Here is a 20,523-nt window from a genome sequence, read left to right on the forward strand (position 1 = left end):
ATTCCCATACTCGATTCATAATTGAAATGTCATATGTTGGCTATCCCTCAGATATGCGGGGGTTTTGTGAGTGAGTGGCGGCATTTAATGCCGGTAATGAGTGATTGCGGGTCGGTATTCTTGTCCCGCTACGGTTAGGCCGCATGTTGGCCGACGGCGTCGCCGTTGTTGGGGCGGGGGGATCCATCCCCAATGGGCTTACGCTCGACCTCCGCAACGATAATGGCGGCGTCGCTTATAGAAGGCTATTGATGGCTTGCCCGAATTGGGCAGGCGTTTTAGACCCAACCCATGGCAAAACTATACTTTAATTATTCGACGATGAACGCGGGAAAATCGACCGTGTTGCTGCAAGCCTCGCACAATTACCGTGAGAGGGGGATGGACACCTATTTGATGACCGCGGCCCTTGATGGCCGGGCCGGTGTTGGCAGGATTGCGTCGCGGATCGGGATATCGGCCGATGCGGACACGTTCGCCGCCGAAACCGACGTTTTTGCGATGATTGAACAGCGCCTGAAAAAAGGGAACGTCACCTGCGTCTTTATTGATGAGGCGCAATTTCTGACCGAAGAGCAAGTCTGGCAATTGGCCCGCGCAGTGGATGACCTGCGGGTGCCTGTCCTTGCCTATGGCTTGCGCGTGGATTTTCAGGGCCACCTGTTTCCCGGCTCCGCTGCCTTGCTGGCACTGGCGGACGAGATGCGCGAAGTGCGGACCATTTGCGAGTGTGGGCGCAAGGCCACGATGGTCATCCGTCAGGACGAATACGGCAACGCCATCACCGAAGGCGCACAGGTACAGATCGGCGGCAATGAAACCTATGTTTCGCTCTGCCGCAAACATTGGCGCGAGGCCGTCGGGCGCTAGACCGGGTTCGGCAAAGATCGCCCCGCGACGAAAGCTGTAACGTTATCCAGCGCTATATGCCCCATATCGGTGCGGACCTCTTCGGTCGCGGTGCCAAGATGGGGCAATATCGTCACATTCTCCATATCGCGCAGGGCCTGCGGAACGGTGGGTTCGAACTCATACACATCAAGGCCCGCGCCTGCGATCTGACCTGATTGCAGGGCGTTGATCAGTGCGAATTCGTGCACAACTTCTCCGCGCGCGATGTTGATCAAGATGCCCGAAGGTTTCATCGCCTCCAGCACCGGCGCATTGATCAGGTGGCGCGTTCGCGCACCGCCGGGCACGGCGAGCACCAGGAAATCGACCGCAGTGGCCAGTTCTTTCAAGTCGGGTATATTTTCTGCGGGAAATTCCACCTCTTTCGGGCTGCGCGACTGGTACGCCACGTCCATCCCGAAACCAAAATGGCAACGCCACGCAATCGCCTGACCAATGCGGCCCATCCCGACGATCCCAACGCGTTTTCCGGTCACGTGATGACCCAGCATTTGGGTCGGATGCCAGCCTTGCCATTTGCCCGAACGGACCAGCCGTTCCCCCTCGCCCGCGCGACGCGCGGTCGACAACAGCAAGGTCATCGCGATGTCAGCAGTGGCATCGGTAACTGCACCGGGGGTGTTAGTGACCTGAACCCCTGCGACCTGCGCGGCATCGACGTCGATGTGGTTGTACCCCACACCAAAATTGGCCAGCAGTTTACAGCGCGGTTGCGGCATTTCGGAGAAGATTGTGGCCGAAAATTGATCCCCCAGCGTCGGAACCACCACATCGAACTCAGCCAACGCGCGCCGCATTTCTTCGGGCGACATTGGCAACGTGCTGCTGCGGATTTCGACGTCGAACTCGGCGCGGGCGCGCGCCTCAACAGCGGCGGTCATGGGGCGTGCGATCAAAAGTTTCATCAGTGCATCCGTCCGCCGGTTGGAACCTCGCCATCCGGCCCGATCAGAACGATCTCGCCCTTGTCATCGGGCAGGCCCAGCACCAGAACCTCGGACATGAACTTGCCGATCTGGCGCGGCGGGAAATTGACAACAGCCATCACCTGCTTGCCCACCAGCGTCTCCGGATCGTAATGCGCCGTTATCTGGGCTGAGGTTCGGCGCTCGCCAATATCGTCACCAAAGTCGATCCACATCTTGATCGCGGGCTTACGGGCCTCAGGATAGGGTTCTGCCCGGATGACCTTGCCGACGCGGATGTCGACCTTCAGAAAATCGTCGAATGAAATCTCACTCACGGGACAGCTCCTTGGATCGGTCAGTTGCGGCCTTGACGGCGCGGTGCAGCAGGTCGGGGAAACCTTCTTCCTCATGCATCAGCACTTCAAGCGCGGCCTGCGTTGTGCCATTGGGAGAGGTCACGTTTACGCGCAATTGCGAGGGGTCTTCTTCAGCGGCCATAGCAAGGGCCCCTGCCCCGGCGACTGTGGATTTGGCCAGCTTCATCGCCAATTCATGGCTCAGGCCCTGCGCTTGTCCGGCAGCTGCCAGCGTTTCGATCAAGTGGAAGACGTAAGCTGGCCCCGAACCGCTGAGGCCCGTCACAGCATCCATCTGCGCCTCATCATCCAGACGAACCGTGTCTCCGATTGCGGACAATAGGTTTTCTGCCAAGGCAACATCGTTGTCCGAAGCGGCCGAATTGCCTATCAACGCAGTAATTCCCTGACGGATGGCAGCCGGTGTGTTCGGCATCGCCCGCACGATAGGTGTGCCATCGCCCAACACATCCTCAAACGTAGCAATTGAAGTACCCGCAGCGACTGAGACGAATAGGCTGCGGCCTCCGCCCAGCGCTTTGATTGCCGGTAGCGCCTCGCCCATCATCTGAGGTTTTACGGCCACCAGCACAACCGCCGGGGCCTCGGGCAACGGAGTATTGATATTGACGCCTAGCGCTTTCAACCAATCAGATGGATAAGGGTCGATCACCCATACGGCTGACGTAGGAAGGCCATGCTCCAACCAACCGGTGAGCATGGCCGAACCCATCTTGCCGCACCCCAGAAGAACCAGCCCCTGCTCGGCGACGCGTGACATGTCCATGATTGCCCCTCTCCTTATCCGGTTTGGGGCAAAGCTTTACGCGCGGCCGTAGGCCTCTGCAATGGCGACCTGCATTGCATCCTCGGGATCGCGGTTGCCCCAGGTGACCAGTTGGATCGCGGGGTAATAGCGCTCGGCGCTCAGAACCGCAGCGGTGATCATCGTGTCGATCTGTTCCGGGCTGGCCATCTGGCCACCCGCTAGAACCAAACCATACCTGTAGACCATCAGCTTTTGATTGGCCCAGTAGGTGAACGCCCCGGCCCAGCACTGATCGTTCATCTTGTTGAGCAGCTCATAAAGCACGTTTTCGCGTTCGGAAGGCGGTTCCATTTCGAAAGAACACACCATGCGGAGCGTTTCGTCATAGTTGGACCAGGCCAAGGTGATCGAATAGGTGCGCCACTGTCCTTCGACAGCCATGGCAATCTGATCATCCCCGATCCGGTCGAAATCCCAGTCGTGATGTTCGGCAAGATGTTCAACAATGTCGATTGGATGAAGGTCTTCTTCGAGAAACTGTTCGGAAAGGGCCATAATGCCACCTCACTAATCTCTAGCCTTTTAGGGGCTGGCAGCGCCCCAGCGCTAGTTGCTTGCTCTACAAGCCGGGCTTCCCCAGTCTGCCTGTACTAGATATGGTGCGCCGCAGGCAGGGATCTGGCAACCCTATTTGTTGGGGATAACAGCAATAAGTTGTGGACAGTCAGCAACGGCGATCAAAATATTGGTGCTACCGCCAGCTTTGTCTTGATTAAATTTGGTAAGGCGTCAGAATACACATCACCGCACAATCCCAGCGTGGATTGCGCGGCGGTTTTCTTTTTTCAAAATCTCGAGTGTGCGGAACTTATTTGTCCAGTTTGGCTTCAAGCGCCGCAATGCGCGCCTCAAGTGCGGCGTTCTCTTCGCGCGCTTTCTGGGCCATGGCGCGCACAGCATCAAACTCTTCGCGCGTGACGAAATCGCGGTCGGCCAGCCAGCGGTCGATCATCGACTTCATCGCGTTTTCGGCCTCGTCCTTCGCGCCTTGGGCCACGCCCATGGCATTGGTCATCAGTTGGGAAACGTCATCAAGAATCTTGTTACGGGTTTGCATGGCTTTACTCCGGTATCGCGGTTGGTCTCTATATGGGTAAAGAATGGCCCGGGCTCAAGGTTGACTTGCCCCGCTAACCCCGGGCAATGAGACGCACATGCAGGCTGTTCTGAATTTCCCCGACCTTTCGCCCGAAGTTTTCTCGATCTCGCTGTTCGGGATGGAGTTCGCACTTAGATGGTACGCGCTGGCCTATATCGCCGGTATTCTGATCGCATGGCGATTGGGTACTGCGGCGCTGAAGCGTCCGGCCCTTTGGCCTGATCAAACACCACCGATGAAACCGCAGCAACTAGAGGATCTGATCACCTGGATCATCCTTGGGGTGATTCTCGGCGGGCGACTGGGATTCGTTCTGTTTTATCAACCGGCCTATTACTTATCGCATCCACTAGAGATTTTGATGATCTGGCAGGGCGGCATGGCCTTCCATGGTGGTCTGCTGGGGGTTGTCGTTGCGTCCTATCTCTATGCTCGGCGTTACCAGGTGCCGGTATTGTCTTTGGCTGATCTGATCGCACATGCTGTGCCGCCCGGGCTGTTGTTAGGGCGGTTGGCGAACTTCACTAATGCCGAGCTTTGGGGGCGACCCAGCGACGTTCCATGGGCAGTGATCTTTCCAGGTGCCGCCGCACAGGACTGCCCGGGTGTTTTGGCCGGGATGTGTGCCAGACACCCTTCGCAACTTTATGAAGCCGCACTGGAAGGTTTGTTGCTGGGCGCACTTTTGCTGTGGATGGCCTATCGACGTGGGGCGTTTCACAAGCCCGGTCTGGTGATGGGTGTATTTCTGGCAGGTTATGGTGCCTCGCGTTTCATTGTTGAGTTCTTTCGTCAGCCTGACGCACAGTTCGTCTCGGCCGGGAATCCGCTGGGGCTGGCATGGCACGTGGGTGGTTATGGCCTGACCATGGGGCAAATGCTGTCGCTGCCAATGATCGCGCTTGGCCTGTGGTTTGCGCTGCGCGCGCGACGCACTCAATGAACCTTAAGGATCACCTACTGGCGCAAATTGCGCTGAATGGCCCGATGAGCGTGGCCGATTTCATGACTGAATGCCTGCTGAACCCCAAGTTTGGATACTACACCACTCGTGATCCGCTGGGCGCGCAGGGGGATTTCACCACCGCCCCGGAAATCAGCCAGATGTTCGGAGAAATGATCGGACTTGCACTGGCGCAAAGCTGGATGGATCAGGACAAGCCGGACAGATTCATTCTAGCAGAGTTGGGACCGGGTCGCGGCACACTGATGGCGGATATCCTGCGCGCAACCAGCAGCGTATCCGGGTTTCACGGGGCCGCAGAAATTGTTTTGTTCGAAGCCTCCCCTGCCCTGCGGGACAGACAGGCGCAATCGCTGAGCGGTCACAACCCGCGTTGGATCGATATGCTCACAGACCTCCCCGATGCACCCCTGTTTCTGGTGGCGAACGAATTTTTTGATGCCCTGCCAGTCCGCCAATTCATACGTGACGGCGATGGCTGGTGCGAACGTCTGATCGGTGTGCAGGGCGAATCGCTGACGTATGGGCTGGGGCCGAACACAGCTCAGGTCGCGCTAACGGATCGCATGATAGACACCCAAGATGGCGATCTGGTTGAACTTTGCGCGGCCGCAATTCCGATCCTGACCGTGATCGCTGGGCGGATCGCCACTTATGGCGGGGCGGGTCTGATCGTGGATTACGGTGACTGGCATTCGCTGGGCGACACGTTTCAAGCTTTGCAATCACATGAACGTGTTGATCCCCTGCAATCTCCGGGTCGGGCGGATCTGACCGCGCATGTAGATTTCGAGCCCCTTGCCAAAGCCGCACGGGCCGCCGGTTGCGCCCATACAAAGCTAACACCTCAGGGCATGTTTCTGGAACGGTTGGGCATCACGGCCCGCGCGCAGGCGCTGGCTGCGCCACTCGGCGAGTCTGAGCTTGAGACGCTCATTGCTGCACATCGCCGGTTGACGCATCCCGAGGAAATGGGAAATCTGTTCAAAGTACTGGGTCTCTATCCTTCTTACGCTGCACCTCCACCGGGACTGGAACCATGACATTGGAAATTCTGACCTCGGACGTCCTATCGCCTGTCCGCCACGGGTTCTTCAGCCGTCGGGGCGGTGCGTCTTCCGGAATATTCGCGGGTTTGAACTGCGGCTATGGCTCGTCTGACCAAACCGAAGCAGTGGCGGTGAACCGTCAGCGCGTGGCCGCCGCGATGGAAGTCAACCCGGACGCTTTGGTTGGTGTGCATCAAGTGCATTCCCCAACTGTTCTGACGGTGGACGCTCCGATAAATGGCGACAAACCCAAAGCGGATGCGGTTGTCACCGCAACCCCGGGACTGGCACTGACGATTCTGACAGCGGATTGCCAACCGGTCCTGTTTGCCGATTCTGACGCGAATGTGATCGGGGCTGCGCATGCCGGGTGGCGCGGAGCGTTGGACGGTGTATTGGAGGCAACCCTGGACGCGATGGAGGCATTGGGCGCAAGGCGGGAAAACACCGTGGCTGTCATTGGTCCTACGATTTCTCAAAACGCCTATGAGGTCGGTCCAGATTTTCTGGATGAATTCGCGGCGGATTCACCCGAAAACCTCAGGTTCTTTGCGAATGGCAATGGGGATCGGCTGCAGTTCGACCTGCCTGCATTTGGCCTGCACAGGCTGCGGCAGGCAGGCATCGGGCGCGCTGAGTGGACGCGGCACTGCACCTATTCGGACCCGGACAGATTCTATTCGTACCGCCGGTCCACCCACACTAAAGAGGCCGACTATGGCCGCCTGATTTCTGCCATTAAATTATAGACCGCGCCCGAAATGTGGCGATTTCGCCGCTTTTTTGCCATATTGTTTGTGTCTACCTGAGTCGAGATATTTTCACTTTTATTGTCCGCACTCAGATGTTTACCAGTCGATTCTCCAGCAGTGTGTGACAGTTCAAAAGAAGAGGAACTGCCGACCTTCACTTTTCCTGAATTCTCCCGGATCAGCCTTATCGGTGCCGTATTGGCAGACCACATTGGCTTTCAAAGGGAAACGGGCAATGGCCCACAGCATGAGCAGGAACAAAGATGAAGGTTAAATCTCGCTTTCTCAGTGCCGTTGTTGCGGCCACAAGAAAGCACGCGCCGGAGATGCCGTGGAAACGGGTTTCCAGCAATTCGGTCAGGGTCGCACGCCGCTTGGCAACACGACTCTGATCAAAACGCCCAAGGAACCAAGCTGCCGGTTCCAAGGGTCAAGACACACATCGGAGGGGTGCTCCGGGCCGGTGTGTGACCTACCGCTGAAATTTCCAGCGGCCAGGTTCAGGGGTGTGTGTGCGCAGGCAATTTTCGCTTGCGTTTTAGTGAGTTTGTCTTGGGGGGTCAGCGTGATGACCAAAGAAAAGCGTAAATTCCTTGCCTTGCAACGTCTGCAAGGCGTGCGACCTGCGATCGCCGTCTCCCTGAAGACAAAAACAATGCCATTCAGGTTGCCCTGTACGGAGGGCTCTGCCCGTCTGAGCGGTGTTTTAGAGGGGACGGAATACAAATGACCATTCCACATTCTTTCGCGCGCGCAGCCAGAAATGCGGTCGAAACTTCGGCCATGCTGGGCGAAATTCCGAGGACAAACGCAAGACCAAAGGCGCAGTTGCGGCGCTATGAGGTCAGTACCTTGATGCCAAATGGAGATGTTTCGCAAACGCGCCACATCGCCCCGGCATTGCCCATGTTCGAAGACGCCTTCTGCGCCTTTACACGCGGATCCCTAGTAGAAACCGAACATGGCCCATTGGCAATCGAAGATTTGCTGCCGGGCGACTCGATTCTGACACAGGACGGTGCCTTGCAAAAAGTGCTTTGGAAAGGATCGGTGACCCTGATTCCCGGGCGCGAGGACTCGCGTGGCCGAACACGCCCGCTAACTCGGATCATGGCTGATACATTTGGGATGCAAAAACCGTTGTCCGGCGTGATTGCGGGACCCGCAGCTCGTCTGCTGGGCACACCTGCGCATCTGCGCCATTTGCACGACGGGGGCGAGATTCTGACCCCTGTCCATGAATTCCAAGACGGTATGAGCGTGATCGAAACATTGCCGCCGACCCCGATTGAGTTGTTTCACATCTGCCTGAAACGTCATTCGGTCATCAAGGTCGATGGCCTGCAGTTCGAATCCTACCATCCCGGCGTCAATGCCGCACGTCAGGTCAGCCAATCGCTCAGATCGATCTACTTGAACTTATTTGCGCATATCGAATCGCTGAGCGATTTTGGTCCACTGGTTCTACCGCGCGCAGGAGACGGGGAGATAAATGCGCTTTCTGCGTGACAACAAAAACTAACTGCAGTGTGGGGGCATTATGCAGCTGATAATTAGTTGGGTTTTATCTTTGACGGTCGCAGCTTTTCTGCCGCCGTCAAAACCGCATCAAAAGCGAATGATGTTTACGCCGTCCGGTTCATTCGTTCTTCCAGAACGTCGAAGGGAACGCCGGGTTCGTCCTTGGCGCCGCGAATAACCAGCGATGTTTTCACGCTGGCTACATTGGGCGTGGTCAGCAGCTCGCCCGTCAGGAACTGCTGAAAACTGCTCAGGTCGGGGGCGACGCATTTCAGGATAAAGTCCACCTCGCCGTTCAACATGTGGCATTCCCGAACCAGCGGCCATTCGCGGCAGCGTTCCTCAAATGCGTTAAGTTCGGATTCGGCCTGGCTTTCCAACCCCACCATGGCAAAGACCTGAACCTCGAACCCCAACTCGCGTGAGTTCACATCGGCATGGTAGCCGCGAATAAGCCCGGATTCTTCCAACGTACGCACGCGCCGCAGGCAAGGCGGCGCTGAAATACCTACGCGTTTTGCCAACTCGACATTGGTCATGCGACCGTCTGCCTGCAATTCTGCCAAAATCTTGCGGTCAATCTCATCCAGCCGTATCGCGACCATGAAATGCTCCTAATTTTTCGGTTGTTATATCAGCACCCGACCAATGCGCAATTATCTTTCGCACCTGCGCAATATTCTATATTTTCAATGTTCTTTTTTTGGGCACCTTGCCGCAAATGCATGACTGCCTGTCAAAAGGTTGGGGGTTTAAGCCCTGCGCGACGCTCGCTATATCCATCCGTCAGGGGCCACGCGCCCCAATCAGGCAGATCGAGTTGGGGGTACTATGGCCGAAACACGACACACCAGGGTTCTGATCATCGGATCGGGACCGGCCGGTTACACGGCCGGCGTTTATGCAAGCCGCGCGATGCTGGAGCCGTTTCTGGTTCAGGGCATCGAGCCGGGTGGCCAACTGACCACAACGACCGAGGTCGAAAACTGGCCCGGAGACACCGAGGTTCAAGGCCCCGACCTGATGGTGCGTATGCAGGACCATGCCAAGGCGATGGGCTGTGAAATCATCGGTGACATCATCAACGATCTGGACGTCAGCAAACGCCCGTTCACCGCAACAGGCGACAGCGGCACGGTCTACACAGCTGATGCTGTCATTCTGGCCACCGGCGCGCGCGCCAAATGGCTGGGCCTGCCGTCGGAAGAGAAATTTAAGGGCTTTGGCGTTTCCGCTTGCGCGACCTGCGACGGCTTCTTTTATCGCGGACAGGAAATCGTGGTCATCGGTGGCGGCAACACCGCCGTCGAAGAGGCGCTGTTTCTGACTAATTTTGCCAGCAAGGTCACTTTGATCCATCGTCGTGATGAGCTGCGCGCGGAAAAGATCCTGCAGGACCGGCTGCTGAAGCATGAAAAAATCGAACCCCTGTGGTTCCACGAGTTGGAAGAAGTGACCGGCACCGATGCCCCGCTGGGTGTCGAAGGTGTGCGGGTCAAAAACGTGAAGACCGGCGAGATTACCGAGATCCCCTGCAAAGGCGTTTTTGTCGCGATCGGACACGCACCTGCCAATGAACTGGTCAAGGACTCACTGGAAAGCCATATGGGCGGCTATGTCGTGACCAAGCCAGGTTCGACCGAGACCTCGGTGCCGGGTGTATTTGCCGCCGGGGATCTGACGGACCATATCTACCGGCAGGCTGTGACCAGCGCCGGCATGGGATGCATGGCCGCACTGGATGCCGAGCGTTTCCTGGCCGAACAGGATTGATCTGATGCTGGAATTCTCCGGCCCGGTCTGGAGAATTCTTTTTCTGACGCAATTGGACGCCCCTTTGGCCCCTGCTCGGGCGCCAGAGGGGCGTTTTCATTACTCGGGGCAGACGGCGCTTTACGCCTCGCTCAGCGCAGAAGGTGCCGGGGTTGCTATTCGACGATATGTTTCGGCGGGCGATCCGCCACGGGTCTTACAGCGGGCAACCGTGACAGGCGCAAAACTGGTCGACTTACGTGGACAGCGCGAGGCATCGGTCGTTTGGCAGGACATTCACGCCAAGCAGGGCACCTCGCCGACATGGGGCTTCTCGGACCGCGCGCGTGACGCAGGTGCTGACGGGTTGCTATACAGCTCACGCTCGCGCCCCGAACTCAGCCACATTGTCCTGTTCGACCCGTCTCCTTTGCTGATCCGTGTGAATACGCCGTCAACAGATTGGACGCCGCCCTATCCGCAACCTGCGCTTGACCGCTAAGCTGCGGCGTATCAGACTCGGCCTCAGGCAAGACCAACGCAGGTGATCTGATTGAAAACTGTTCTGTGGCAAGGCGGGTGGGCAACCCGGCTGAGGATCGGCAGCGGCCTGGTTCTGTTCGCCTTTGCGTTCTTTCACTTCATCAACATCGGCCTTGGTCTGTTTCACACGGACTACCTGCATGACATGCAGGATGCCCGGCATGTAATCACACGTCACGATGTCGGCAGCATAATACTCTATGCTGCTCTTTTGATTCACGCGGGGTTAGCCCTGTACTCGATCAGCCAGCGCCGGACTTTGCGCATGCCGTTCAGCACAGGGTTGCAGATGGTTCTGGGGTTGTTGATCCCATTGCAGCTGATCTCGCATATCGTGCAAACGCGCTATGCGAACACAGTCTACGATGTGAACGATGAAATGGGCTATATCATCGTTCTAATGTGGCCCAGCTACGCGGTCTGGATGCAAAGCCTGTTGTTGCTCGTGGTGTGGGTACATGGCTGTATCGGACTGCACATGTGGCTGCGGCTGACCCGCTGGTGGCCCAAGTTGGTACCTTATCTGATTGGCCTGGCTGTGTTTGTTCCGACATTTGCCCTTGCCGGGGTGCTGACGGAAGGGCGCCGGATCTGGGCTGATTTTGCAGACCCGTTTTTACGTGAACAATATATCGAGCATTACAACTGGCCCTCTCCCGAAGACTTCCAGCAGCTGTTCAGCGTAAAAGACAATGCGCTCATGGCGTTCTGGGTGGCCCTTGGCGCGTCCCTGGCGGTTTTTGCGATCCGCAAGCTGTGGCGCCGTCGACATTCCGTGCGCGTCAAATACGCTCAAGGCCCTGAGGTCGTTGCCGAAAAAGGGATGACCCTGCTTGAAATTTCCCAAGCCAACGGCATTCCACACACGGCGCTATGCGGTGGCAAAGGGCGCTGCACCACCTGCCGCGTGATTGTCGAGGCGGGCGGGGATCAACTGCCCGAACCTGGTGAGGTCGAAGCCCGAAGCCTAGCTGCGGTCAGCGCCCCGGCGGGTGCCCGGCTGGCATGTCAAATCCGACCGATGGCTCCGATCACAGCGTTTCGCATGTTCCGTCCAGATGGCGCCCGACACCGGGCACATGCAAGCCAGGGTCAGGAACGGCAATTGGCGGTCCTGTTTCTGGACATGCGCGGCTTTACCTCGCGCACCGCTGGCCAACTGCCCTACGACATCGTTTTCCTGCTGAACCGCTTTTTCGACGCTATCGTTCCGGCGATCACGGCTGAGGGCGGAGTGGTCGACAAATACATGGGCGACGGCCTGTTGGCCGTGTTCGAAACCAACGACGCCCAAAGCTCTGCTCGGGCCGGGATGAAAGCGGCCATTGATATCAGCCTTGCCTTGCAGCGTTTCAACCAGCAGCTGGAAACAGAGGGCAGCCCCCGGATCCGCATCGGAATGGGCCTGCATCTGGGGGACCTTGTTCTGGGTGAAATCGGTGCCGCGGGCCACGCCGCCCGTACAATCATCGGCGACACCGTAAATGTGGCCAGCCGGTTAGAGGCCGAAACCAAAAACTTGGGCTGCGAACTTTTGGTCTCGGAAGAGTTGTTGCTGGCGGCAGGATATGACGGCGATATGCGGCAGGTTCGCCCATTCGAGCTGCGTGGGGTGACGCGACCGATTCCCGCCCTGCCCGTCCCTAAAGCGGCGGATTTGAGCGCCAGTGCGGCTGCATAAGAACACTCGCCCTGAATTGGGTGGAATTGTTGCCCACCTCTGGAACCAGCTTCGCAGATTGCCACACAAACCGGAATATCCTTCCATTGCGTGGAAAAACCGCGCATATCGTCCTTTGTTTCACCAAAGTATATGGACTTCACCCAAAAGCCGGGGCAAACGCCCCTTAATCAATGGCAAAGCAGCACTTTTACAAGAGTAATCCCATGACGATGTTAAGTAACCTGGCCCCGATCCCCGAATTGTTCGTGTCCTACGATTCAGCACAGAAACTGAAGGTGGAAGCCGCAGATCTGACCAGCTGGGACCTGAGCCCGCGCCAGATCTGCGATCTGGAACTGCTGATGAACGGCGGATTCAACCCTCTCAAAGGTTTCCTAGGCGAGGCGGACTACGACAACGTCGTCGAGAACATGCGTCTGGCTGACGGCACACTGTGGCCGATGCCCATTACTCTGGACGTAGACGAGGCGTTCGCCGACAAAATCGAATTGGGCCAGGACATCGCTCTGCGTGATCAGGAAGGCGTCATTCTGGGCACAATGACGGTCACGGACCGCTGGACGCCTGACAAGGCACGCGAGGCCGAAAAAGTCTTTGGCGCAGATGACGACGCCCACCCGGCGGTGAACTACCTGCACAACGTCGCGGGCAAAGTTTATCTGGGCGGGCCTGTGGTCGGTATTCAACAGCCGGTCCATTATGACTTCCGCGCGCGCCGCGACACTCCGAACGAGCTGCGCGCCTATTTCCGCAAAGTCGGCTGGCGGCGTATCGTTGCGTTCCAGACCCGCAACCCGCTGCACCGCGCACACCAGGAACTGACGTTCCGCGCCGCGAAAGAGGCGCAGGCCAACCTGCTGATCCATCCGGTCGTGGGCATGACCAAACCTGGCGACGTCGACCACTTTACCCGCGTGCGCTGCTATGAGGCAGTGCTGGACAAATACCCGGCCTCGACCACATCGATGTCGTTGTTGAACCTGGCAATGCGCATGGCCGGCCCGCGCGAGGCCGTCTGGCACGGGCTAATCCGTGCAAACCACGGCTGCACCCACTTTATTGTCGGTCGTGACCATGCGGGCCCAGGCAAGAACAGTCAGGGCGAAGATTTCTACGGCCCCTACGATGCGCAGGATTTGTTCCGCAAATACCAGGATGAGATCGGCGTAGAGATGGTCGATTTCAAACACATGGTCTACGTGCAGGAACGCGCGCAATACGAGCCGAACGATGAGATTCTGGACAAGGACAATGTCACTATCCTGAATATCTCGGGCACCGAACTGCGCCGCCGTTTGCGTGAAGGTCTTGAGATTCCGGAATGGTTCTCGTTCCCCGAAGTTGTACAGGAACTGCGCAGCCGCTTCCCGCCGCGTTCGCAGCAGGGATTCACTGTGTTCTTCACCGGCTTCTCAGGCTCGGGCAAGTCGACGATTGCCAACGCGCTTATGGTCAAGCTGATGGAGATGGGCGACCGTCCCGTTACCTTGCTGGATGGTGACATCGTTCGGAAAAACTTGTCGTCTGAGCTGGGCTTTTCGAAGGAACACCGCGACCTGAACATCCGCCGCATCGGCTATGTGGCCAGCGAGATCACCAAGAATGGCGGTATCGCAATTTGCGCGCCGATCGCACCATATGCCACGACCCGCCGCGCGGTCCGGGAAGAGATCGAACAGTTCGGCGCCTTCTGCGAGGTTCACGTGGCCACCACCATTGAGGAATGCGAACGCCGCGACCGCAAGGGACTGTACAAGCTGGCCCGCGAAGGCAAGATCAAAGAGTTCACCGGAATCTCGGACCCTTATGACGTTCCCGCGGACCCCGAACTGAGCGTCGAGACCGAAAATGTCGAGGTCGACAACTGCGCCCATCAGGTTCTGCTGAAACTGGAAAGCATGGGTCTGATTGCAGCATCCTAATTGCTACAACGAACAAGCAAAGCGGCCATCTGTGGCCGCTTTTTTTGTTGGATTGACAAGCGCACGCTGCCTAGGTGCAAATGCAGACCCTAATCAAAATGCAAAGTGCCCATGACCCGCGACCTGCCTGTAATTGCCAGTTTCTGGTTTGGTTCAGACCTGAGCTGGCTCGAGGCGTTATGCATTCAGTCCTATCTGGATAACGGTCACCGGTTTATCCTGTATACCGTGCATGACATCGAAGGCGTGCCTAGCGGCACCGAGATACGGCCCGCTTCTGATATCCTTTGGCCAGCGCCGTTTGATTTTCGACCGGAAGACCGGTTAGGGGTCGCAGTGTTTTCTGACATCTTTCGACTGCGGCTTATGCAGAAAACTCCGTTCATCTGGGTCGATCTGGATGCATATTGCGTCAGGCCATTCGACTTTTCTTCGACTTACGTTTTTGGGTCGTCGCAATCAGGCACTTTTCCCAACGGCGTCCTGCGGCTGCCGGAAGGTTCAGAGACACTGGCGTTATGGATTGACTTCGTGACCTCTGCCAACCCAACCCAGCCCTGGCGCGGCGGTCGGCTGCTTCGAAACAATCGCAGGCGCATCCGAAACGGTGAAACCTGGGGCATTGAAACACTGCCCTGGGGCAGCTCTGGCCCCAAGGCGCTGGAGTTCTTTCTGCGCCAGACTGGCGAAGACAGCCACGCGATGCAGCCGGAGGTGTTCTATCCTTTGGACAAGGATCAGCTATGGCAACTCCACGATCCGCGCATTTCCACGGCCGAGATCGAACAGGATAAGGTGCATTCAGTCCACATCTACGGACATCAGAAAAAGTTCATGGCAGGCAAAACCGCCGGGCTGCCGGTCAGCGGATCATATCTGCAGCGGCTTTGCCTTCGACATGGGATCGACGCCTCGGCGAATCCGATCTTGCCGGTGGGGTGGCTGGCCCCGCGGCCATTGGACGACTAGGCTGCGTTTATCTGTTCGCGCAGGGTCCGCACAGCACGGCCTTCAAAGTCACCGAACTCTGCCGCCTTGCTTTGCGCAGCTTTCAGATGCGGCAGGCGTTCGGCATAGTCGTCAGCGGACAGGCTGTTGATCGCGCGCTGAATGTCGGGCTCGGACTCACAGAGGATCATACCGGCTGTGTCCATGAAGTCCCCGATATTCGGACACCCCCAATAGATCGGGACCGTTGAGCATAGGATCGCATCTGTCAGCTTTTCCGAGAAATAGTTCTTCTCGCGCACATTCTCGATCACAACAGAATAGCGATACGGTGCCAAACCGTCGGATTTGCGGTCAAATGGCGTGTATCCCCGCCCCATGATATCAACGTCAGCACCCGTTTCCCGCACCCAGTCAATCACCGAATGGCGCAGTTGGTGCCCTTCCAGATCGCGTTTGGCTGAGGCGATGAGCGAGCAGGATTTCGTTTTCTCTACGTTGAGGTCTCGCCAATCCGGCACCATCGTCACGCCGTAGGGCAGAAACACAGCGTTCGGAAGGTTCTGCAGCAACACGTCGTGGAACGTCATCACGCGAAAGAAACGCCGCCACGTGTAGCGCAGCATCTTGTCGTGCTTGGCGTGAATTGCCGACGGCTCACCCATCATCAGGGAAATCCGGGCGCGGGTCCCTCGGCGAAGGCGCAGATGGACGGTTGAATTAGGGTACATAATAAGGTGGTCAGTACGCTCAAGATCGCCAACCGTTTTGCCCATCAGGCGCTCGGGGCACCCCTCGGGCCAGATCAGATCGGACAATGGAACCGAAGCCAGTTTCGGACCCAACCGATGCCCATATGGAAGGATGGCGATCGCGGGTTCAGTCATTACAGTTGCCCGGGCAAATTGACCTGACCACGCATCAGAATATAGCCACGGCCCGCCACCTTGATACCGGTCATCGCATCGGCAGGTCCAACGCGTGTAACGGTCGCTTGGCCGGGGCGGCCCAAGTCGTGGCCCTGTTCTGCCGTAAACGTGTCCTTGGGCATCAGGCCATATTTCCAGAGATAAGCTGCCATCGCCCCGGTTGCGGAGCCGGTGAACGGATCCTCGGGCGGGCTGGGCGGCAACATCAAAAGGCGTGAGAACGTGTCGCCCGCCTCGCTCGCGCCCTCCAGCGTCACAATAAATGGCTCGGCCATGTCCGATCCGGAATACCCTCCGGCCTCTATCACCTTGCGCAGCGGTTCTTGTGCCAGCTTTGCGGCACGTAGCGCTTCGAGGTCGCGCAGCACAGTGACGCAAAACGGCAACCCTGTGGATACCATCTGAGGTGGCGAGATGATCGCGCTTTCCGGTAGGCTGATGGCAGCGGCAACCAGGTCGGCAGGAACGATCGCACCGAATTGCGGGGCAACCTGCGTCATTTCAATCTCATCACCGTTGAGTTGGATTGAAACGATCCCTGCCCCGGTGTCCAGTGTCAGCGCATCCCCCTGAAACAGCCCACGCGACCGCATCGCCGCCACAGTGGCTATTGTGGGATGCCCCGCAAAAGGGATCTCACGGCTGGCTAGAAAATAGCGCACTCGGACGTCGGCCACGTCAGACGGCCCGGTAAAGGTACATTCGACCAAGGACGTTTCGCGCACGTAAGCGGTACAGACATCTTCGGGCAGGACGGCCCCACCATGCACCACGGCGCATCCATTGCCGCCAAAGGCACGGTCGCTGAATGCGTCCACCCAGTCGAAATCAAACCAGCTCATGTATGGTGCCTCCGCCCTGCGAACCTGTATTGGTTCGCATATCTCACCCGTGGGGCGGCGGATGTCACGGGAAAATCACCTTCTGCCGGGCCGTTTCAGTGAACGGCCACCGGCGAGAAGTCATGTTCGCGCGCCAGAACAAAGGCTAGCTTGCGGTCTGCAACCAGCGCCAGTTGCTGGCCGTCGGAGTCGTGAACAGCGTAAAGCTGATCCAGATCACCGGCCTGTTCGCGCACTTCGCGCGGCAGGTCAGCTACATCGACAGCTTTCACATAAACGATCCGATCGCCTTCGGTGTTGATTTCAATCGGTGTATTCATTGCTCTTACCCCTTCCGAATATTGATTGTCTGAACCACGGTTTCCGGCACGGCTCGGGTCAGGTCCACATGCAGCAGACCGTTCTCCATGATCGCTTCGCCCACCTCAACACCATCGGCCAGCACAAACATGCGCTGAAACTGACGCGCCGCGATGCCGCGATGCAGAAAGATACGCCCCTCGCTATCGTCGCGTTGACGGCCCCGGATCACCAATTGGCGATCCTCGATGGTAATCGACAGGTCCTCTTCCGCAAAACCGGCAACTGCCAAGGTGATACGATAGGAAAAATCCGAGGTCTGTTCGATGTTATAGGGCGGGTATCCTTCGTTGCCGGCCTTTGCAGACCGCTCCAGAAGGCGTTCCAATTGCTCGAACCCCAAAAGATGCGGGTATGAGCCAAGAGTAAGTTTCGACACGTATTTTCGTCCTTTATTGCCAAAGCGACGTGTGGTGCGGTCCCGTTTTGGCAACCGCGTATGATAGAATATGGGAATATGCAGGGATGTCCACAAGGTCTGGCCGGATAAACCCTGACACACTATCTTGTGTGGAAAGCACCACAACAACAACCGAGTCGTCCATGAACGCGCCCACTGACATTTCAATGAAAACAGATGAAGTTCTTCGGGTCGAGCTGGAGGTATTTCGCCGCCAGCACCGCGATCTGGACGAAGCGATCGAGGCGCTGCAAGCGACGGGGACGTCGGATCAGTTAACGATCAAGCGGCTGAAAAAGCAGAAACTGCGCCTTAAGGACATCATTCGCCTGATCGAGGACCGTCTGACCCCGGATATCATCGCCTGAAGGCCCTGTACCGCATTGCCAGATAGGCCGATTTGGCTATAGTGCGCGCTCTTTCGGCAGGCAAGGGCGACAAGTGGATGAGCGATGTGAAAGTGGGGATCATCATGGGCAGCCAGTCGGACTGGCCCACGATGAAAGAAGCCGCAGACATTCTGGATGAACTGGGCATTGCGTATGAAAAACGCATCGTTTCGGCCCATCGCACCCCTGATCGCCTTTGGGACTATGGCAAAACCGCCGTTCAGCGCGGCCTGGATGTGATTATCGCGGGTGCGGGCGGTGCAGCACATCTGCCCGGGATGATGGCCTCAAAGACGCGCGTGCCGGTGATCGGAGTACCTGTGCAGACGCGGACCTTGTCCGGCGTCGATTCGCTGTATTCCATTGTGCAGATGCCCAAAGGCTTTCCGGTGGCGACGATGGCCATCGGATCGGCCGGTGGGGCCAATGCCGGGTTGATGGCGGCCGGTATCCTTGCTCTGCAAGACCCAGCGCTGGCTGATCGTCTGGATGCCTGGCGCGCGGCCCTTTCGGCCTCGATCCCCGAGGAACCGCAGGGATGAGCCGTATCGGCTTCATCGGAACCGGACATATTGCAGCCCCCATTGCGCGCTTTCTTGCGGCCAAAGGGCACGAGATCGCCGTGACTGAGCGCAACGCTACAGTCTCGGCCGAACTAAAAGCTGAACTGGATGTCTTGGTCGCGAACCCACAAGCGGTTCTTGACACATCAGATATCGTTTTTCTTTGCCTGCGCCCCCAGATCGCCCCGGAAGTTTTGGAACCGCTAAACTTTCGCTCGGATCAGCAGATCGTGTCAGTGATGGCGGCTGTATCGGTGGATCAGCTTGCTGCGTTATGCGCCCCCGCAACTGACTTTGTACAAACGATCCCTTTGGGGTTTCTTCAGCAAGGTGGATGCCCGCTTGCAGCGTTCGGCAACGACGCCTTGCTGGCTGAATTGTTCGAGCCCGAGAACCCGGTGGTTAAGGTATCCAACGAGGCCGCGCTGAATGCCCATTTTGCCGTCTGCGCCATGGTCCCGGGCATTCTGGACGTGTTGGCAACGGGTGCCGAGTGGCTGGCCGAGCAAACGGGCGACGCGGATGCCTCAGAGTTTTATACAACACAGCTGCTGTCCGGGTTTCTGCACACAATGCAAACCGGGCAAGCCGGGCGTTTGGCCGAAGAGCGGGACGCGCTGGCAACTGATGGAACACTCAGCCTGCAAATGACGCAGGCCTTGCATGCGGGCAACGCACATGATGCGCTGCGCTCGGCCCTGCAGGCGATTGGAAAAAGGTTGGAGACTGATTGATGACGGACATGCTTGCTCCGGGGGCGCGGATTGGAATTCTGGGCGGTGGCCAATTGGGCCGGATGTTGTCCGTCGCGGCGGCCCGGTTGGGCTTTGTAACCCACATCTATGAGCCAGGTGCCAACCCACCCGCCGGTCAGGTGGCGGATCATGTGACGACTGCAGCTTATGATGACGCTGCGGCACTGAAGGCCTTTGCCGAGTCCGTCGATGTCATCACCTATGAATTCGAAAATATCCCGACCGAAGCGCTGGACCTGTTGGAAGCACATTGCCCTATCCATCCGGGGCGCGAGGCGCTGCGTGTCAGTCAAGATCGACTGACCGAAAAGACTTTCCTTGCCGGATTGGGTTTGAAAACAGCGCCGTTTGCCGACATCACCAATCTGGACAGCCTAAAGGCAGCGATTGACCAGATTGGCACGCCAGCCATCCTGAAAACACGTCGTTTCGGCTATGACGGCAAGGGACAGGCACGGTTGCGCGGTCCCGAGGATGCCGAGGCCGCACTGGCCGATATGGCAGGCGCGCCCGCAATCCTCGAAGGGTTCGTCAATTTCAGCCACGAGGTATCGGTCATCGCCGCCCGCAGCATCGACGGTCAAGTCGCCTGTTTCGACCCAGGTGAAAACGTGCACCGCGATGGCATCCTGCACACCACCGCGGTACCCGCCCGCCTCGCCCCGGCGCAGCGAACCGATGCTGTTCTTCTGGCCGCCAATATCTTGAACGCGCTGGATTACGTCGGTGTCATGGGTGTCGAACTGTTCGTCACGTCAGAAGGTTTGATCGTGAATGAGGTTGCGCCTCGGGTGCACAACTCGGGTCACTGGACTCAGAACGGCTGCGCGGTGGATCAGTTCGAACAGCATATCCGCGCCGTAGCCGGTTGGCCTTTGGGCGATGGTCAACGCCACTCGGACGTGGTCATGGAAAATCTGATCGGCGACGATATGGACCGCGTGCCAGAGCTGGCGCGGGAACGCGACGTAGCGCTGCATCTCTATGGCAAGGCCGAGGTAAAGGCGGGCCGCAAGATGGCGCATTTCAACCGCATCACGCGGTGA

Annotated in this window: 24 protein-coding genes; 14 read left to right on the forward strand and 10 right to left on the reverse strand. The window is 57.9% G+C overall.

All coding sequences use genetic code 11. The annotated features are described in order from the left end of the window. Nucleotides 1-291: 291 nt before the first annotated feature. Complete coding sequence (locus AC2FIB_RS05400) at nucleotides 292-870, forward strand: thymidine kinase (RefSeq protein ID WP_496733908.1); 579 nt, start codon at nucleotides 292-294, stop codon at nucleotides 868-870. On the opposite strand, the gene AC2FIB_RS05405 is transcribed toward AC2FIB_RS05400, so the two are convergent. The 5 genes from AC2FIB_RS05405 to AC2FIB_RS05425 form a co-directional block, all read right to left on the reverse strand. Next, nucleotides 867-1,817 (reverse strand): 2-hydroxyacid dehydrogenase, encoded by a 951-nt coding sequence (locus AC2FIB_RS05405; RefSeq protein ID WP_496841801.1) that lies wholly within the window; start codon nucleotides 1,815-1,817, stop codon nucleotides 867-869. The two genes, AC2FIB_RS05400 and AC2FIB_RS05405, sit on opposite strands and share 4 nt — an antisense overlap. Then, on the reverse strand, nucleotides 1,817-2,155 hold the full coding sequence (locus AC2FIB_RS05410) for a tRNA-binding protein (protein ID WP_282118993.1): 339 nt from the start codon (nucleotides 2,153-2,155) through the stop codon (nucleotides 1,817-1,819). The genes AC2FIB_RS05405 and AC2FIB_RS05410 overlap by 1 nt, the downstream gene beginning before the upstream one ends. Further along, the gene (gene proC / locus AC2FIB_RS05415; RefSeq protein WP_496733905.1) at nucleotides 2,148-2,963 is read right to left on the reverse strand and encodes a pyrroline-5-carboxylate reductase; all 816 of its coding nucleotides are present in this window, start codon (nucleotides 2,961-2,963) and stop codon (nucleotides 2,148-2,150) included. The genes AC2FIB_RS05410 and proC overlap by 8 nt, the downstream gene beginning before the upstream one ends. Before the next feature lie 36 nt (nucleotides 2,964-2,999). Beyond that, a complete protein-coding gene (locus AC2FIB_RS05420) occupies nucleotides 3,000-3,500 on the reverse strand; it encodes a type III secretion system chaperone family protein (RefSeq protein ID WP_058275545.1) in 501 nt (166 codons plus the stop codon). 313 nt (nucleotides 3,501-3,813) lie between these two features. Continuing rightward, on the reverse strand, nucleotides 3,814-4,062 hold the full coding sequence (locus tag AC2FIB_RS05425) for an accessory factor UbiK family protein (RefSeq protein WP_108859295.1): 249 nt from the start codon (nucleotides 4,060-4,062) through the stop codon (nucleotides 3,814-3,816). Between the two features lie 97 nt (nucleotides 4,063-4,159). Here AC2FIB_RS05425 and lgt point away from each other — a divergent pair, with 97 nt between their 5' ends. The 4 genes from lgt (at nucleotide 4,160) to AC2FIB_RS05445 (ending at nucleotide 8,378) form a co-directional block, all read left to right on the forward strand. Next, nucleotides 4,160-5,047: a prolipoprotein diacylglyceryl transferase gene (gene lgt / locus AC2FIB_RS05430; RefSeq protein ID WP_496733904.1), complete on the forward strand. Its 888-nt coding sequence runs from the start codon at nucleotides 4,160-4,162 to the stop codon at nucleotides 5,045-5,047. Next, nucleotides 5,044-6,111, forward strand: a complete 1,068-nt coding sequence (locus tag AC2FIB_RS05435; protein ID WP_496733902.1) for a class I SAM-dependent methyltransferase — start codon at nucleotides 5,044-5,046, stop codon at nucleotides 6,109-6,111. Before lgt ends, AC2FIB_RS05435 begins: the two co-directional genes overlap by 4 nt. Further along, nucleotides 6,108-6,866 carry a peptidoglycan editing factor PgeF gene (gene pgeF / locus AC2FIB_RS05440; protein WP_496733901.1) on the forward strand — a complete coding sequence of 253 codons (759 nt, stop codon included), beginning with the start codon at nucleotides 6,108-6,110 and terminating at the stop codon, nucleotides 6,864-6,866. The genes AC2FIB_RS05435 and pgeF overlap by 4 nt, the downstream gene beginning before the upstream one ends. A gap of 729 nt (nucleotides 6,867-7,595) precedes the next feature. After that, nucleotides 7,596-8,378, forward strand: a complete 783-nt coding sequence (locus tag AC2FIB_RS05445) for a Hint domain-containing protein (protein ID WP_496841802.1) — start codon at nucleotides 7,596-7,598, stop codon at nucleotides 8,376-8,378. Between the two features lie 116 nt (nucleotides 8,379-8,494). Here the strand turns inward: AC2FIB_RS05445 and AC2FIB_RS05450 are convergent, their stop codons facing one another. After that, nucleotides 8,495-8,995, reverse strand: coding sequence for an Lrp/AsnC family transcriptional regulator (locus tag AC2FIB_RS05450; RefSeq protein WP_058275538.1), 501 nt, complete (start codon nucleotides 8,993-8,995; stop codon nucleotides 8,495-8,497). Nucleotides 8,996-9,221: 226 nt separating this feature from the next. Between AC2FIB_RS05450 and trxB the strand changes: the two genes are divergently transcribed. From trxB to AC2FIB_RS05475, 5 genes are all read left to right on the forward strand, one after another. After that, complete coding sequence (trxB, locus tag AC2FIB_RS05455) at nucleotides 9,222-10,163, forward strand: thioredoxin-disulfide reductase (protein WP_496733898.1); 942 nt, start codon at nucleotides 9,222-9,224, stop codon at nucleotides 10,161-10,163. A gap of 4 nt (nucleotides 10,164-10,167) precedes the next feature. Next, the gene (locus tag AC2FIB_RS05460) at nucleotides 10,168-10,644 is read left to right on the forward strand and encodes an RES family NAD+ phosphorylase (RefSeq protein WP_496733897.1); all 477 of its coding nucleotides are present in this window, start codon (nucleotides 10,168-10,170) and stop codon (nucleotides 10,642-10,644) included. Between the two features lie 51 nt (nucleotides 10,645-10,695). Then, on the forward strand, nucleotides 10,696-12,366 hold the full coding sequence (locus AC2FIB_RS05465; protein WP_496733895.1) for an adenylate/guanylate cyclase domain-containing protein: 1,671 nt from the start codon (nucleotides 10,696-10,698) through the stop codon (nucleotides 12,364-12,366). A gap of 206 nt (nucleotides 12,367-12,572) precedes the next feature. Next, the gene (locus tag AC2FIB_RS05470; protein WP_472723133.1) at nucleotides 12,573-14,291 is read left to right on the forward strand and encodes a bifunctional sulfate adenylyltransferase/adenylylsulfate kinase; all 1,719 of its coding nucleotides are present in this window, start codon (nucleotides 12,573-12,575) and stop codon (nucleotides 14,289-14,291) included. Nucleotides 14,292-14,402: 111 nt separating this feature from the next. Beyond that, complete coding sequence (locus tag AC2FIB_RS05475; protein ID WP_496733893.1) at nucleotides 14,403-15,260, forward strand: hypothetical protein; 858 nt, start codon at nucleotides 14,403-14,405, stop codon at nucleotides 15,258-15,260. Here AC2FIB_RS05475 and AC2FIB_RS05480 read toward each other — a convergent pair. From AC2FIB_RS05480 to AC2FIB_RS05495, 4 genes are all read right to left on the reverse strand, one after another. After that, nucleotides 15,257-16,126, reverse strand: coding sequence for a hypothetical protein (locus AC2FIB_RS05480; RefSeq protein WP_496733892.1), 870 nt, complete (start codon nucleotides 16,124-16,126; stop codon nucleotides 15,257-15,259). The genes AC2FIB_RS05475 and AC2FIB_RS05480 overlap by 4 nt on opposite strands. Then, nucleotides 16,126-17,010 carry a PhzF family phenazine biosynthesis protein gene (locus AC2FIB_RS05485; RefSeq protein ID WP_496733891.1) on the reverse strand — a complete coding sequence of 295 codons (885 nt, stop codon included), beginning with the start codon at nucleotides 17,008-17,010 and terminating at the stop codon, nucleotides 16,126-16,128. The genes AC2FIB_RS05480 and AC2FIB_RS05485 overlap by 1 nt, the downstream gene beginning before the upstream one ends. Before the next feature lie 95 nt (nucleotides 17,011-17,105). Beyond that, nucleotides 17,106-17,330, reverse strand: a complete 225-nt coding sequence (locus AC2FIB_RS05490; RefSeq protein WP_170466716.1) for a DUF1150 family protein — start codon at nucleotides 17,328-17,330, stop codon at nucleotides 17,106-17,108. 5 nt (nucleotides 17,331-17,335) lie between these two features. After that, nucleotides 17,336-17,749: an Hsp20 family protein gene (locus AC2FIB_RS05495; protein WP_058275530.1), complete on the reverse strand. Its 414-nt coding sequence runs from the start codon at nucleotides 17,747-17,749 to the stop codon at nucleotides 17,336-17,338. A 164-nt stretch (nucleotides 17,750-17,913) separates the two neighbouring features. On the opposite strand from AC2FIB_RS05495, the gene AC2FIB_RS05500 reads away from it, so the two are divergent. The 4 genes from AC2FIB_RS05500 to AC2FIB_RS05515 all read left to right on the forward strand — a co-directional run bounded on the left by AC2FIB_RS05500 (nucleotide 17,914) and on the right by AC2FIB_RS05515 (nucleotide 20,523). Then, on the forward strand, nucleotides 17,914-18,138 hold the full coding sequence (locus AC2FIB_RS05500; RefSeq protein WP_058275529.1) for a YdcH family protein: 225 nt from the start codon (nucleotides 17,914-17,916) through the stop codon (nucleotides 18,136-18,138). A gap of 77 nt (nucleotides 18,139-18,215) precedes the next feature. Then, a complete protein-coding gene (gene purE / locus AC2FIB_RS05505; RefSeq protein ID WP_496733889.1) occupies nucleotides 18,216-18,701 on the forward strand; it encodes a 5-(carboxyamino)imidazole ribonucleotide mutase in 486 nt (161 codons plus the stop codon). Further along, a complete protein-coding gene (locus tag AC2FIB_RS05510) occupies nucleotides 18,698-19,456 on the forward strand; it encodes an NAD(P)-binding domain-containing protein (protein WP_496733888.1) in 759 nt (252 codons plus the stop codon). Before purE ends, AC2FIB_RS05510 begins: the two co-directional genes overlap by 4 nt. Further along, on the forward strand, nucleotides 19,456-20,523 hold the full coding sequence (locus tag AC2FIB_RS05515) for a 5-(carboxyamino)imidazole ribonucleotide synthase (protein WP_496733887.1): 1,068 nt from the start codon (nucleotides 19,456-19,458) through the stop codon (nucleotides 20,521-20,523). Before AC2FIB_RS05510 ends, AC2FIB_RS05515 begins: the two co-directional genes overlap by 1 nt.

Source organism: Ruegeria sp. YTSA072 (genome assembly GCF_059610285.1).